At 50.3% G+C, this 15,788-nt stretch carries 7 protein-coding genes; 4 read left to right on the top strand and 3 right to left on the bottom strand.

The genetic code is table 11. The features are described 5' to 3' along the window. Positions 1–115 precede the first annotated feature (115 nt). Complete coding sequence (locus FGS84_RS13735; RefSeq protein ID WP_138309116.1) at positions 116–1,963, top strand: bifunctional diguanylate cyclase/phosphodiesterase; 1,848 nt, start codon at positions 116–118, stop codon at positions 1,961–1,963. Positions 1,964–1,978: 15 nt separating this feature from the next. On the opposite strand, the gene FGS84_RS13730 is transcribed toward FGS84_RS13735, so the two are convergent. From FGS84_RS13730 to FGS84_RS13720, 3 genes are all read right to left on the bottom strand, one after another. Continuing rightward, positions 1,979–4,765 (bottom strand): transporter substrate-binding domain-containing protein, encoded by a 2,787-nt coding sequence (locus FGS84_RS13730; RefSeq protein WP_138309115.1) that lies wholly within the window; start codon positions 4,763–4,765, stop codon positions 1,979–1,981. A 64-nt stretch (positions 4,766–4,829) separates the two neighbouring features. After that, positions 4,830–9,689: a CheR family methyltransferase gene (locus FGS84_RS13725; RefSeq protein WP_138309114.1), complete on the bottom strand. Its 4,860-nt coding sequence runs from the start codon at positions 9,687–9,689 to the stop codon at positions 4,830–4,832. Positions 9,690–10,066: 377 nt separating this feature from the next. After that, positions 10,067–11,596 carry a CoA-acylating methylmalonate-semialdehyde dehydrogenase gene (locus FGS84_RS13720; RefSeq protein WP_240305590.1) on the bottom strand — a complete coding sequence of 510 codons (1,530 nt, stop codon included), beginning with the start codon at positions 11,594–11,596 and terminating at the stop codon, positions 10,067–10,069. Positions 11,597–11,934: 338 nt separating this feature from the next. Here FGS84_RS13720 and FGS84_RS13715 point away from each other — a divergent pair, with 338 nt between their 5' ends. From FGS84_RS13715 to FGS84_RS13705, 3 genes are all read left to right on the top strand, one after another. Next, entirely contained in the window at positions 11,935–12,699 is a 765-nt protein-coding gene (locus FGS84_RS13715; protein WP_138309113.1) for a DeoR/GlpR family DNA-binding transcription regulator, read from the top strand. Between the two features lie 113 nt (positions 12,700–12,812). Next, on the top strand, positions 12,813–14,285 hold the full coding sequence (locus tag FGS84_RS13710; RefSeq protein WP_138309112.1) for a PLP-dependent aminotransferase family protein: 1,473 nt from the start codon (positions 12,813–12,815) through the stop codon (positions 14,283–14,285). Between the two features lie 156 nt (positions 14,286–14,441). Next, complete coding sequence (locus tag FGS84_RS13705; protein WP_138309111.1) at positions 14,442–15,767, top strand: amidohydrolase; 1,326 nt, start codon at positions 14,442–14,444, stop codon at positions 15,765–15,767. The last annotated feature ends 21 nt before the right edge of the window (positions 15,768–15,788 follow it).

Below are 15,788 nucleotides of genomic sequence, written 5' to 3'. Positions count from 1 at the left end.
ATTGCAATAAAAGATGTATTTTGGTACAATTGAGCTATTGATATGATTACGAACTGATGATGCGGCAGGAACGATGAACCCAGAAAGGCAGCCAAGGCTGTAAAAGGCAATCCATATGAAGCGATTTTTTAGGGGCGGACTGATTTCTCTGTTTTTTTTACTTTTCCTTTTCGGCGGTTTCACAATTCACACGGTAATCCAGACCCAGACCAATGGCAGGCTCATTAACTATGTGGGCATTGTCCGCGGTGCCAGCCAGAGGCTCATAAAATTGGAACTTTCCGGACGGCCTGACGACGAGCTGATTGAGTATCTGGACGGCATTCTTCTGGAACTCCAGGGCGGGGAGGCCAGATACGGACTGCCGTCCCTTAAAGACCAGGCTTACCAGCGGGACCTTGCAAAGCTGGAGCTGATGTGGAGTCAAATCAGGACGGAAATCTCTGCCTACCGCAGCGGGTCTGTTGACAGCGCCAGACTCCTTTCCCTCAGCGAAGATTTCTTTGAGCAGGCTAACCACACTGTTTTTTCTGCGGACGCCTACTCAGCCCGGCAGATGCGGTTCCTGCTGACAGGCTGCCTGGTCATGGTGGGAATCATGTCCCTTACCTGGGTCTTCATATTCTGGGCCAACTCCCAAAATCTACTGAAGCTTGAAGTCCGTAATGAGCAGCTGAACGATTTAACCCGGCGGGATGCCCTGACCGGAGTCTATCTGATTGGGGCTTTCAAGGAAAAGGCCCAGCAGCTTCTGGACAGCCGGCCGGAGAAATTCGCCCTTGTTTATACGGATTTCTCAGACTTTAAATATATTAACGATGTGTTTGGATATGACTACGGCGACCTTCTGCTGGCCCAATACGGAACGATTCTGCAAAAGGAACTTCGCGAGCATGAGTTATGCGGCCGGGTATCCGCAGATAATTTTGTTCTGCTGCTTCATTATAAGGATAAAAGCGAGATAGCTGCCCGCCAGGCAGCGGCAGACCTGGAAATCCTCCGTTTTATGCATACGGCCCACGACGGCCAGCTGCTCCCCACCAACTGCGGTATCTGCTGCGTGGAGGATGTCATAGAGGCATTGAAAATCGACGGCCTTCTGGACCGGGCGAATTTTGCCAGAAAAACAGTCAAGACAGGGGACAGGCAGAATTATGCGTACTATGATGAGAGTATACGAAGCCATCTGTGGGAAGAAAAGAATATTGAAAACAGGATGCTGACAGCCCTTGAGAACAGGGAATTCACAGTCTACTACCAACCCAAGGTGGACCTCTCAACTGGTAAAATCGGCTGCGCCGAGGCCCTGGTCCGCTGGCAGTCCCAGGCCGGCACTGTCATCCCTCCGGACCGTTTCATCCCTGTATTTGAGAGAAAGTATATGATTGACAGACTGGACCAGTATGTCTATGAGGAGGTCTGCCGATGGCTCCGCAGCCTGCTGGATTCAGGCAGGCAGGCCCTTCCCGTGTCGGTCAACGTGTCCCGGCTTCAATTTTACGACCAGAACTTTGTCGACCGGTATGTAAGTATCCGCGACCAGTATGATATACCCCCGGAGCTTCTTGAAATTGAATTCACCGAATCCATTGCCTTTGACAACTCTGCCCTGCTTCTGCAGACAGTGTCCAGGCTTAAGAAAGCAGGCTTCTCCTGCTCAATTGATGACTTCGGCAAAGGCTACTCTTCACTGGGATTGCTGAAGAATCTTCCCATTGATGTGTTGAAAATCGACAGCTTTTTCTTCGATGAAGGCCCGGACCGGAGCAGGGATATGGCCCTGGTGGAGAGCATTGTCACACTGGTGAAAAAGTTTGATATACGCACTGTGGCTGAGGGAATCGAGTCCATGGAGCAGGTAGAATACCTGAAACGGATTGGCTGCGATTATGTCCAGGGTTATGTATTCTACCGCCCCATGCCCCAGCAGGACTATGAAACACTGCTTACCGAAGCCGGTTAAGGACGTACCTTTGCCCTAAAAACCAGTCTTTTTTCCTTTGTCCGCTATCTTCCCAAGCTCTTCATACAGCTGCGCTGCGTCAAAGGGCTTGGGCAGGAAACCAGTCATGCCTGCTTCCCGCGCCTTCTCCCTGTCCTCCTGGAAGGTGTTTGCCGTCATAGCCACTATAGGAACCAGGGCAGCGTCATCACGGTCCATGGCCCGGATTTTAAAAGCAGCCTGAAGGCCGTCCATGACAGGCATGTTGACATCCATGAGTATCAAATCATAATACCCGGCCGGATGCAGGCTGAACATTTCCACCGCCTCTGCTCCGTCTGCCGCCCGCTCCGTCTCTACCTGCTCCATTCCGAGAAGTTCCATCGCTATCTCTGCATTGATGTCATTGTCTTCCGCCAAAAGGACACGCAGACCTGCCAGCGGGGCAGTCTTATGTCCCGGCAGCAGCCTCTCCCCCTCCAGTGTTCCGCTGAACACAGGAAGCCTGATTGTAAAATAAAACTCTGAACCTTCTTTTGGTCTGCTCTTTACCGTCAGCTGTCCTCCCATAAGCTCCACCAGGCTGCGGCTGATGGACAGGCCCAGACCTGTTCCCGGGGTGTTGGGATTCCGGTTCATGGCCTGTTCAAAGGACAGGAAAATACGCTCCTGGTCCTCCTGGCTGATACCCGCGCCATTGTCCCGGACAGAAAAACGGAGGCTCGCTTCCTCTCCCTGCCGTTCCAGCTCCCGGATGGTCAATATAATCCGCCCCTTTGTCTCAGTAAACTTATGAGCATTTGAAAGCAGGTTTGTCAGAATCTGGTTCAGCCGCAGACAGTCCCCTACATACATGGTATCCTGCACATCACATACAAATACCAGTTCAATCTGCTTCTGCTCCGCCTGGAGCAAAAATATGTCCTTAAGCTGCCCCACCACCTCATCTATATGGAAGGGAGCTGCTGCCAGCTTCATTTTCCGGCTGTCTATCTTGGACATATCCAGCACATCGTTGAGCAGGGACAGTAAAAATTTGGCCGAGGTGTCAATCTTATTCAGGTCCTCCTGAATCACAGGCGTGGCCTCCCCTGTCATCATGGCCAGATTGGTCAGACCGATAATAGCATTCATGGGAGTCCGTATTTCATGGGACATGCGGGAGAGAAAATCTGATTTGGCCCGGCTTGTCTCCTCCGCCTTTTCCAGCCTGACACGCATGATGCGGGTCTTCATATTAAAGAAACTAAGCAGCAGAATCACAGCCGCAGCCAGTACCACAAATCCGATGGATACGGAAATTACCAATAGCGGATTTGTGTACAGCAATGAGCGGAACGTAACAGGGGCCACCGGGGTCGGAAGAAGATTCCTGGAAACAACACCGCTGGTTTCCTCATCCGTCAGGTTTCCGATTGCCTTGCTCAGCACTGAGTACAGGGGTACGTTTACCGGTCTTGGTACGGCAAAGGACACCTGCTCCTTTCTGGAGGTGTCTGCCAGTATCGCCACGTTTGCATAGTAATCTTTTGCATAGAAATATTCCAGGGCCGAGGCGGGCATGAACGTATAATCCGCCTCCCCTTTGTTAATGGCCTTAAGGCAGTCCTTATACTTCCCATAATACCGGATTGTCCCGTTCTCACCTATGGGTTCCAGCTCCATTCCTTCCGGCAGAGCCATGACAAGGCCGTCCTGGGTCATATCCGCATGTTTGTTTCGTATCAGGCTGGAATCCAGGGACACCAGGGGCGCGGTGCATGCCAATCCGTCCGTGTCTGCGCTGTGTTCATTTCCCTGATAACAGCCAATCATATCGGCTTCCCCATTTTTCACAAGCGTCTCCAATTCCCCATAGGAATCCGCATACACATATTCAAAGGAAAGCCCGGTCCGCTGGGAAATCAATGCAAGGCAGTCCGGAACAATTCCGGCAGCCGTCCCCTTCTTTACATAAAACACAGGATAAACCTGCCTGGCCACTGCTACCCGGACGGGTCCGCTCCTGCGGATAAAGGCCTGCTCCTGCGGGCTGAAGTTAATGGTATTGATATACTTTGCCGGAAAATAGGTTTCGTAAAGCTCCACGGCAAAGTCAGGATTGGCCGAATAAATAGTGTCCATGGCCTCGGATAACTGTGTGCACAGCTCCGGCTCGTCATGGGCGGTAACAATATAATATGGGTCCGCCTCGATTTTTGCCGCCACATTATAATTCTCATTCATGAATACGTCATTTCCATACAGCAGGTCTACTTCCCGGTTATCCAGACATTGCTCATATGTATCCACCGTATCATAGTACACCAGTTCACACCGGATATGGTTAAAGCTCAAATACTTATTCAGCCTGTCAATCTTGCTTACGGCATTTTTAAATACTCCGATTCTCTTACCGTTTAACGTGGTATAATCAAAGCTTTTGATACTTTTATCGTCCTTCCGGTACATGAGCAGGGAATAATTGGCGCCCATGGGATATTTGGGATAATTATAAATCTCATCGTATCCGTCCAGATAGAACATGCCCCCCATAAGGTCATACTGACCGCTGCACATACCGTTCAGAAGTTCCGTTGCGCTGCCGGTAACAAATTCGTACTTCCAGCCGGTATATTTGGCTATCTCATGGAGCCAGTCATAGGTGCTGCCCCCGTATGTGCCATCCTCATAAACTTCATTGATTCCGGGACTGTCCGGAAAGGCAACCGTAAGAACACGGCTTTTTGTCCCATCTCCCGCCAGGGCCGGGAAAGCGCTGGAATTCAACAGAATGACTGCGGCTGTCAATACAATGAACCGGTGCAATAATTCCTTTCGCATATCTGTTCCTCCTGTGTATGATACCCCGTCCCTCCCAAACCCGTTTTACGGTACTTGACAGGCATTATAAATAAGCACTCAGCAGCTCCACCAGCTTCTCAATCTCAATCGGCTTGGTGGTATGGGCGTTCATTCCGGCGTTCAGGGAGCGCTCCACATCCTCCTGGAATGCGTTGGCGCTCATGGCCACAATGGGAATCTTAAGAGAGCCCGGCTTTTTGCTTTCCCTGATTTTTCTGGCGGCTGTCAGCCCGTCCATCACCGGCATCTGGATGTCCATGAGAATCAGGTCATAATATCCTTCCTCTTTCCGCAAAAAACACTTCAGGGCCTCCTTTCCGTTTACCGCCCGTTCCACCTGAAAGCCGTAACTGCCAAGCAGGGTCTGGGCAATCTCTGCATTCAGGTCATTGTCCTCTGCCAGCAGGATACGGCTCTCTTTAAACGCATCAGCGCCCTGTTTTGTCTCCGTACCGTTTCGGGCCGGAACCTCCTCACTCACGGCAAATTTCATGGGAATTGTAAAGAAAAACTCTGAGCCGCTGCCCAGCTGGCTCTCCACCTGCAGGGTTCCGCCTAAAAGCTCCACCAGATTCTTGCAGATGGCCAGACCCAGTCCTGTGCCCGGCAGTTTACCGGAACCTTCTCCATCCCCCTGCTCAAACGCCTCAAAAATAACCTGCTGGCTTTCACGGCTGATACCGCAGCCGGAATCTCTTACCCGGAATGTGTATGCTGCCTGTTCCTCCGAAGGCGCCTCCTCCGCTACCAGGACCACCATGCCCATGGACGGGGTGAATTTTATGGCATTGCTCAGCAGGTTCCCCAGAATCTCCCGCAAAAAAACAGGGTCTGATATTACATGCTGATGCTGGATACTGATGGCGCGGGTCAGCCCCACACCGCTTTTGGAAGCGGAAAAACTGTATTCGGAAAGAACCTCCTCCAGCATCTGGCGCAGGTCAAACACCGCCTCCCTGCACTCCATCTTCCCGCTCTCAATCTTTGACATATCCAGTACATCATTAACCAGCATCTGAAGGTGCTGCATGGAAAGCTTCATTTTATCCAGACAATCCAAAATTTTTTCCTTATCCTCCAGATTCAGCCTTGTAATATCAATCATTCCCATAATTCCGTTCATCGGCGTACGGATTTCATGGCTCATCTTTGAGAGAAAGCTGGTCTTGGCCGCATTGGACTGGATGGCAACCGCCAGCTCTAGCTGCGCCTCTTTCAGACGTTCACGTTCCGTCACATCCAGGAAGGTAAACTGGATTATGCTGGATTCCTTATCCTCCATAATCCAATTGGCAGTACCCTCAATGATAATCTGGGCCCCGTCTCTTTTAATTAAATTAAAACGAACCTCCCTCTGCTCGCCTACCTTTCCGAGAGACTGCATAAATGTGCCGACTGTGGCCAGGCTCTTCCTGTGGCTGTCCCTGGGGTTTCCGTCAAAAAGCCGCCTTTCAATATCCGTCTCGCTGGCCTCGTCCAGAATATGCAGTGCAATACGGTTAATGCTGAGGATTTTATTGCTCCTGATATCCACCTGGACGATTCCGCAGACAGCTGTATTATAAAGAACCTTGTAGAGCCGGTCATACCGGTCCCGTTCCGCCTCCACCTGCTCCAGGGCGCGCTTTCTGGCAGTTGTATCCATAAAGGTGCTCTGAATCAGCTTTTTACCGTCCGGTGTGAGGACTACCTTCGCAACCCCTGTCACCCAGCGGATTCCCTGATTCTTTGTACAGACCCGGTGTTCAAAGCTTGCGCACTCCCCCTCCTCCTTTAAGGACAGAAGGGTACGCTTTATGTAATCTGCATCCTCTGAAACAGTTACCTCCGGAAGGGTCTGCGCAGTCTGCCTTCGGAATTCCTCCATGGACTCATATCCCAGCATCTGGATTGCCTCGCTGTTGGCATTATAGCAGCGCAGGGTATTGTCCTCAATTTCATATTGTACAATACCGCAGACCACATTCTGGTACAGTTTGTTATAGTAATCCCGTTCCTTTTTCAGCTGTTCTTCATAGTCCTTAATCAGGGAGATGTCCGTGACAATACACTGCATCTCAATGTGGCGTTCCTGCCGGAATGCCACGGCCTGGAGGGAACACCACCGGCTCCTTCCGTCCTTTTGCCACAGACGGCATTCAGCCTTCACAAGCCCGCCTCCGGATACAGCCTGCCGGATTTCATCCTTCAGTTCTACCCAGTCCGAACCATGTAAAAGCTGGTCAAAGCGGTTGTGCAAATCCAGACGCATTTCTTCTGCCGTATAGCCAATCAGGTCAAAAAAACTGTCATTCGCATATTCAATTAACAGAAACTCCTCAAACCGCAGACGGAGTACGCCGCCCGGCACGCTGTCCGTCAGGTGCTTCAAGTCAAACTTTGCCGCCTCCAGACGCTTGGTGATATCAAACATAGAGACCAGAACGCCTTTTGAAGTATGGGTATGGTCAAAATACGGGCGAATCCTCACCAGCCATATTACATTATTCTGGTCCGTAATTTCTTTTTCCACGATTTTCCCCTGCCTTGACACATCCGTCACATCCTGGGTAAAATCAGGATAAGAGTCAAGGAAATTAATCTGAGTCACCGGACGCTCCAAATCTGTAATCCGCAGATTGGTGTGCTGGAGCATGATGGGGGTAATCTTGCGGATGTGCATCTTTTCATCCACATACAGCGCCCCCACGTCCGCGTTCAGCAGCAGATTATCAAAGTCAGCATTGGCCGTGGTCAGCTCCACAATTTTATTCTGGTACTCGGCATTGATGGTATACAGTTCTTCATTGACGGACTGCATCTCCTCATTGGTGCTCTGCAGCTCCTCATTGGATGCCAGCAGCTCCTCATTGGTGGCCTGGAGTTCTTCATTGCGGGACTCCGATTCCTCCACTGCCAGTTTCAGATTCCAGTTGCTCTCATTCAATGCGTTCTCCAGCTCCTGGATGCGGCTGTCCTTTAACTCGCGCAAATCCAGGGGATTACCGGCTGATTCTGCCTTCGCCAATTCTTCGGACCGAATCTGTACCAGATAGTACTCCCCTTCCGTCAGGTGAAAGAACCGCACCTTCACGCACAAAACCTCTTCCGGATAATCAGACAGCCCCGTGGCCCGCCGTTCCACAATGCCGTCTGAAACTTTTTTGGAATCCGTCAGCAGACGGTTAATAAAGGTGGCCAGACTGGGAGAGAAAAAGGAACTGAGTCCCCCGTCGAACTGACCATCCTGCATCCTCATATACTGCCCGCCTCCCTGGATTACCTGCACCACCCTGAGCTCTTCATTCAGCAGCACCGAGGGCCCGGCCATTGCAAACAAAAGTTTTTCCGAGATACTGGCAGAGCGCAGGCGTCTCCCCGTTCTTGCGGAATGTTCACTCCTGTTTGTCTGGCGCGGTGAAAAGCCTCCCCCCATGTCCAGCGCCGGATATATGGATACATTCTTCTGGGCATACCCCTTATTTTTGGAATAGATTTTCCACTTCTTATCCAGCAGGTTGTATGCCTCATCCATCTCTCCCACTGACTCACTGCTGCCTAAAAAGAGGTAGCCGTCCTCTGCCAGAAGCTGATAGAATACCCCCAGCGCTTTCTGCTGCATCTCCGGCTTCACGTAGATAAACATATTGCGGCACACAATCAAATCCAGCTTTGAAAACGGTGCATCCCTGAAAATGTTATGTTTGGCAAAAACAATCATTTTCCGGATTTTCTCACCCACCAGATAACCGCCGTTTGCATGTTCAAAATACTTATCCCGCATGGCCTGATTCAGATTGTCCAGCAGGCTTTCCGAATAGATTCCCTTCTGGGCAATGGCTATGGCGTTCTGGTCCACATCCGTGGCAAAAATTTTCACATCCACGCTGGTATGGGTGGATTCCATGCATTCGCAAATCAGAATTGCCAGTGAATATGCCTCCTCGCCGGTGGAGCAGGCAACGCTCCACAGCCGCACTGACTTCCTTTTTTTAAGGAGCGGGATGATTACATTTTCTCCCAGATGGCAAAACGCCTCCTCATCACGGAAAAAAGAGGTGACCCCAATCAGCAAATCCCGGTACAGCTGCGCCCGCTCCTCCTCAGTGGAAAGCAGGTAGTCCAGATAATCACCCATCCCATGAAAATTATTCAGGGCAATACGCCGTTCAATCCTTCTGTAAATCGTGTTGGTCTTATAGATGGTAAAATCAATATCCGAGTACAGACTGATGGCATTCAGAATACAGGAATAGTCCTCCGCCAGCTCCATATGGTCCTGTTCTCCCTGATGCATGGACTGTATGTGGGGATTCTGCAAATATTCCTTCAGAGAGTTCCCTATCTGGGCCACGTCCAGAATCAAATCCACCATGCCGGTTGTAATTGCGCTCTGGGGCATGGATGCATACTGTGCTTCCCCTGGTTTCTGGACAATCACCAGTCCTCCGTTTTCCTTGATTGAGCCGATTCCAATGGCCCCGTCGGAGCCGCTTCCCGACAAAACAATTGCCACGGCATGGACGCCGCTCACCGATGCCAGGGACTGGAACAGCAGGTTAATGGGAAGGTACAGCTGGTTCCGGTCGTGGGCCGACTCCAGGTGAAAACGTCCCTCTTTCATGGTCAGTGTCTTACCGGGATGATTCAGATAAATATGATTTGGTTTTGGCACCTCCCCTTCCTCTGCCAGCTGGACCGGCAGCCTAGAGGATTTTTGCAGTATTTTGTCCATCAGGCTGACGGCATCCGGTGAAAGATGCTGCACAATGATAAACGATGCACCTGTATCCTCCGGCATATTATGAAACAGTTCCTGCAGCGCCTCTACGCCCCCAGCGGAAGCTCCTACTCCCACATAGCATCTGACATCCTCCTGGCTTTCAGTGATGTCCTCTGCCTCATCGGCGCAATTCTTCTCCATAATCCTTCTCCTTCCATCTTTCCTTCTCCCCGATTCCCGGCTGACCGAACTATCATTCTGTCACGTTCGTTTGGATTGACCGAAATATTGAATTACCCTGTTCATAATAGGTACTGCTCTGATTGTATCACGCTTTGTTCAAAGACGCAAATGTATTCTCTGCCGTAACTTGTAACTCCATCCGGGCAGCATATGCAGGACATCCGTGACAGACTGCGGCCTGCGGATTTAATGTATTAATCGGCGGTTGAAAACACCCTGAAAAACAAAGACAGTTCCCTGCAAAGAAGAGGACAATTCCCTTTAACGGAATCGTCCTCTTCTATCATGTTTGCAGAAGAATATGTAGTTTTAATCCAGGTGTTATAAACAATGCCTTACAGCTCTGTGCTGCCTTCCCAGGTCCCCACCTTACGCTTGCCGGCCTTTTCGTCAAACCAGTGTGTGGTTACGGTCTTGGCCCTGGTAAAGAACCGGTATCCGTCCCTGCCCAGAACATGCAGGTCGCCGAAGAAGGAATCCTTGTTTCCTGAGAATGGGAAGTAAGCGGTTGGAACCGGAATACCCACGTTAACGCCTACCATACCGCCGTCCGTCTCCATTACAAACTTACGGCTGTAATATCCGCTCCGGGTAAAGATACAGGAACCATTTGCAAACGGGTTGGCGTTCATGACTGCAATGCCTTCCTCGTAATCTTTCACTCTCTTAATACAGGTTACCGGCCCGAAGATCTCACTGTCACCAACCGTCATTCCCGGCTTTACATAGTCCAGTATGGTGGGGCCCACAAAGTATCCGTTTTCATAGCCCGGCACCACAACATCCCTGCCGTCCAATACAAGCGTTGCGCCCTCGTCAATGCCCTTCTGAATCCAACCGCAGATTTTCTTCTTATGTGCCGCACTGACAACCGGACCCAAATCCGTATCCTCATCATATGCACACCCGATTTTCATAGCCTGCGCCTTTTCCTTCAGCAGCTTCACAAATTCATCGGCAATGCTCTCCTGAACACAGATAGCCGGAAGTGCCATACATCTCATGCCAGCGCAGCCATAGGTGGAATTAATGATTGCATTTACGGTTGCCTCCAGATTGCAGTCCTCCAGCACCAGGGCATGGTTCTTGGCCTCTGTCTGGGACTGTACCCGCTTGCCGTTTGCCGCTGCGGTTGAATAAACCTGTTTTCCCACGCCGGTAGTTCCCACAAAAGTCACTGCCTTTATCCGCTCATCGGTCAGAAGGATATTCGCCTCCACACGGCTGCAGGTAACTAAATTGACAACACCCTTGGGAAAGCCTGCTTCCTCGTAAAACAGTTCCATCATCCTCATGGATGTCAGCGGTGTCTGGGAGCTTGCCTTTAACACAACCGTATTGCCGCAGGCAATGGACAGGGGAACCATCCATCCCCATGGAATCATGGCAGGGAAGTTCATGGGCACAATGCCTGCCGTTACGCCCAGAGGGAACCGGTAGCTTGAAGTATCGTAATTTGTGGTGACCTGCATGGCTGCATCGCCCTGAATCATGGCTGGCAGGGCGCATGCTTCTTCGGTAGGCTCTATTGCCTTCTGGACATCGCCTCTGGCTTCCTTTATGTTCTTGCCCAGCTCTTTGGCGCAGAGCACAGCCAGTTCTTCCTTATGTGCATACAGCACATCCCTCCACTTAAACATATACTGCTGTCTTCCGGAAAGCGACATCTTTGACCATGCAGGAAAAGCTGCCTGCGCGGAGGCAATCGCCCCATCAACTTCCTCCGGGGTACAGCAGGGCACGGCGGCAATCACTTCGCCTGTACTGGAGTCTGTCACCTCCTCATACCTTCCGCTCCTGGATTCCTTCCATTCTCCGTTTACACAATAACCCATTTTTCTGACTTCCGTCTTTGCAGTACCCATTTTTGCGCTCCTTTCTCAATGTTGTCTTTGAGTATCTTTTGAATATGTTGGTTTGTTTATGGCTGTATATTACCATTGTTCTATGTTCTTGTCAATTTATTTTTGACTATATTTTGAGTATATTTATTTTATTGGGTCATTATATATTCTAAATATATTCACTTTTATATGTCTTTTACATATTTCAGTCAATTGATGATTATCTTTTGATTACCTTATTGATTTATTTTCAAAAATAGACTAAACTACAGATAGGAATATACCCAAACAGGAACATACCTATCCAGGCACACACTTAACCAGGAACACACCTGAACATAAATAAAGGAGGCCCGTAAATGAAAGCCGCGCGTATTGATTTGATTGAAGCATATATTATAGAAAAGAAATCCGTTTCCCTGGAATCCATCTGCGAACATTTTAATATCTCAAAAAGTACTGCCCGCAGGGATTTGGACGAACTTGTAAAAAGAGGTAACACCAAAAAGGTATACGGCGGCATCCGCGCCCTGGAACCAGATGTCCCGGCCTCCATGCCCCTGCTCCCCTTTGAAGAGCGTGATATTGTCAACCAAACAGAGAAAGACTACATCTGCCGGCAGGCAGCGCGCCTAATCATGCCTGATGATATCATCTTCATTGATACCGGCACCACCTGTCTTCAGCTCATTGACTATTTAAAAGAAATACCCTGCACAGTGATTACAAACAGCCTGCGTGTTTCCATGAAAGCCTCTCCTTATGAAAATATCACCATAATCAGTATGCCGGGGCGCTTAAACCGGAAAACATGGTCATTTGTTGAGCATGACATTGATTTTTACATGCATTCTGTCAACATTCAAAAAGCATTCATGGCCGCCACCGGTGTTTCCATTCGCGGCGGGCTCACAAATGCTTCTGAAGATGAGTATATTGTGAAAAAAAGTGTCTGCAAAAACAGCAGCCAGATATACCTGCTGGCCGACCATGACAAATTTGACCGTATGGCCCTTTACACCTACAGCGCCTTAAACCAGATAACCGGCCTGGTTACGGACCGGAAACCGCCGGAAACCTTTGTCACTTATTGTAATGAGAAAGATATACGGCTGATTTTTTAACGTGGATTTTTAATGCAGATGTTTACAAACGTTCCATCTCTTCTCTGAAGCGTTACGGAAAGCGCTTGATTTCCGGCCTCATTCTTTTCCAACAAATCACCCAAGGAGCGAACATGGAAATTCAACTGACTAAAAACAGCACAACCCCGCTGTACAAACAAATCCGCAACACAATCCGCAGCCAGATTCTCTCCGGACAGCTCTCCGGCGGATTTAAGCTGCCATCGGAGCGCCAGCTGGTGGAACGGCTGGGCGTCCACCGCAATACCGTCAAAAAAGCATACGAGATACTCATACGCGAAGGCTTAGTCTATGCCTCCTCCAAGGCCCCCAGAGGATATTTTGTGAGAAACAGCCCATCCGAAATAAAGCCCGACAGCAGGCCGGATACCAGTAAAGCTTTTTCCTCTCTGGACAAGAATTTCAATTACCACTTTCTGGGGCTGCAGAACACGTTCCAGCATTTGTACAATTCCTCCTATCTCTCCAGTTCCATTCCCTTTGCAGGGGTTCTGGCAAACAGGGAAGCCCTGCCCCTGTCCTATCTGCACGAAATCCTGGGGGAAATTACGGCCGGAGACAATATAGAGCCCTTCTGGTTCTGCGACCCCCAGGGAACCGAACATGTAAGAACCGCTCTGTCTTCCATGCTCTTTGGGCGCAACATCTACGTCCAGCCCCAGAACATCCAGATTATAAGCGAAACCTATGAGGCCCTGAGCAATATCGCCTTCATGTATCTGAAAGAGGGCGATTATGTGATTGTGGAAGAACCGGCCCTTCCGGCCATTGTCAATATTTTCCTGCACACAGGAGCCCATGTACTCTTTGTACCCTTGGAAAAGGACGGAATACGGATTGAAATGCTGGAAAACCTGGTAGAGCGTTACCGTCCCAGGTTAATCTATTCCATGCCCAGTTTCCACAATCCTTCTACCGCGGTTATGAGCCTGGAAAAGAGAAAACAGCTGCTGCAGTGCGCGGTTTCACACAACATTCCCATAGTGGAGGACGATTCCCTATATGATTTTAACTACAGCGGCGTTACCCTCCCAAGCCTGTACTCCATGGACCGGACCAGCTCGGTCATATACATGGATTCCTTTAACCTGTCCTTTTTTCCCGGCGCCCGGATAGGCTATATCGTTGCGCCGGATAATGTAATCAAAACCTACCGGCGCATCATCAATAAGGACCAGCTGTTTCTAAGCAGCATGAGCCAGTATATGTGGGCACGTTTTTTTGAAAAGGGATACTATGAAAAGCACAGACAGTTCCTGACCGACTTTTACAGAAAAAAACGGGATTTGATGTGCAGCTGCCTTTCCCGGATTCCCGGCCTGTCATTTACGGTTCCGGAGGGCGGTCTTTTTATCTGGACCCGTCTTCCTGAGCACACAAATGACCGCCAGGTGGCTGCAGCGGCAGAGCGGGCAGGACTGCTTCTGATGCCGGGAAATACCTTTTTTGCCGAGGGCAGCCGCGGTGAGTCCTATCTGCGCATATCCTATTCTTCCGCCACGGATGAGGAAATCATGGAAGGGGTCCGCCGGCTGGCAGAAATTCTGGCGTGTTTCCTGGTATAACAACCGAATGTACCAACATTCAACTTGGTACACATATCAAAATCGTTATGGTACTTTACTCCTGACCGTTTTATGGATAAAATACAAAAACAACGGACGTGCACATCCATAAATGAAACACATTTCACTTCTATCGGAAATCAGGAGGAACGTTTAATGGAACAATTGTACAAAGAAACGCTGGAACGGCTGACTGCGGAGCTAAAAAAACAGCTGCCGGAGATTGAGGCAAACGGCGACTGGCTCTGGCATCACCCGGAGACAGGATTTAAGGAAATACAAACCCAGCAGTACTGTCTGGATGTCCTGAAAAAACATGGTTTCGAGGCCCGTACATGGCCGGATGTAACGGGATTTACCTGTACCCTTGACACCGGAAGGCCCGGCCCCTGCGTGATGATTATGGGAGAAATGGACTCCCTTATCTGCTATTCTCATCCGGACTGTAATCCGGAAACAGGCGCCGCCCATGCCTGCGGCCATTCCATCCAGATGGCGACCGCCATAGGAGCCTTCCTGACCCTGGCAGAAAGCGGTGTATTAGAGAATTTCGGCGGGAAAGTCATGCTGGCCGGCGTTCCGGCGGAGGAATGCTTAGAGTCAGAGTGGAGAATGCAGGAAATCAAAAAGGGCCGTCTCCATTTCCTGGGCGGCAAGGCGGAGCTTTTGTACCGGGGCGGTTTTGAAGGCGTGGACATAGTGGTTTCCATGCACGCCGGTCTGGGAAATGACGGCACAATCACCATTCTTGGCTCCCACAACGGTTTTACCTCCAAAAATGTCACTTTCAAAGGACGGTCCGCCCACGCTGCCGCGGACCCGGAAAACGGCGTCAACGCCCTGTACATGGCAAACACAGCCCTGACTGCCCTCAATTCCTTACGCGAAACCTTCAAGGACAGCGATACGGTGCGCGTCCATCCCATTATCACCAAAGGCGGCACTGTTGTAAACGCTATCCCGGAGGAAGTCTGCATAGAGTGCCAGTGCCGGGCAGGTAAGATGGAAACCGTTATGGATGTTTCCAAAAAGTTTGACCGGGCCATGGGCGCAGGCGCTTATGCGTTTGGCGGAAAGGCTGTGGTGAATACACAGCTGGGTTATCTGCCCTACCGTCCCCTTAAGGAGCTGGACCAGGCGGCTGCCCAGGCAGCGGATGATGTTCTGGGTAAAGGGCACGTAAACCAGGGCGGTCATAACTGCGGCTCCACGGATTTGGGCGACTTAAACGAGGTTATTCCCGGAATCCAGGTATTTGTCAACTATATGCACGGCGTCCATCATGCGGCTGATTACAGGATTGCGGACCGGAAAATCTATGAAACAGCATCTTTGTTTCTGGCTGCCATGGCCTGCCGTCTGTTAGACGACGGGGGCGCGCTGGCGAAAAAGGTGAAGGAGGCCCACAAGCCCCTGTTTGCCAGCGCCGAAGGCTACTGTGCTTATGTGAAGTCCCTTGAAACCGAGCAAATATTACCATAACGGACGAAAGAGGTGAATATA

Origin of the sequence: Clostridium sp. 1001271st1 H5, assembly GCF_005845215.1 — a bacterium.
Lineage (GTDB): Bacteria > Bacillota > Clostridia > Lachnospirales > Lachnospiraceae > Enterocloster.
The sequence above is the reverse complement of the archived record's forward strand: the minus strand, read 5'-3'. Positions and strand labels throughout refer to the sequence as shown.

Excerpts from the sequence above, each read along its gene's own strand:
- FGS84_RS13735 (WP_138309116.1), top strand. The coding sequence starts at position 116 with ATGAAGCGATTTTTTAGGGGCGGACTGATTTCTCTGTTTTTTTTACTT.
- FGS84_RS13730 (WP_138309115.1), bottom strand. The coding sequence starts at position 4,765 with ATGCGAAAGGAATTATTGCACCGGTTCATTGTATTGACAGCCGCAGTC.
- FGS84_RS13725 (WP_138309114.1), bottom strand. The coding sequence starts at position 9,689 with ATGGAGAAGAATTGCGCCGATGAGGCAGAGGACATCACTGAAAGCCAG.
- FGS84_RS13720 (WP_240305590.1), bottom strand. The coding sequence starts at position 11,596 with ATGGGTACTGCAAAGACGGAAGTCAGAAAAATGGGTTATTGTGTAAAC.
- FGS84_RS13715 (WP_138309113.1), top strand. The coding sequence starts at position 11,935 with ATGAAAGCCGCGCGTATTGATTTGATTGAAGCATATATTATAGAAAAG.
- FGS84_RS13710 (WP_138309112.1), top strand. The coding sequence starts at position 12,813 with ATGGAAATTCAACTGACTAAAAACAGCACAACCCCGCTGTACAAACAA.
- FGS84_RS13705 (WP_138309111.1), top strand. The coding sequence starts at position 14,442 with ATGGAACAATTGTACAAAGAAACGCTGGAACGGCTGACTGCGGAGCTA.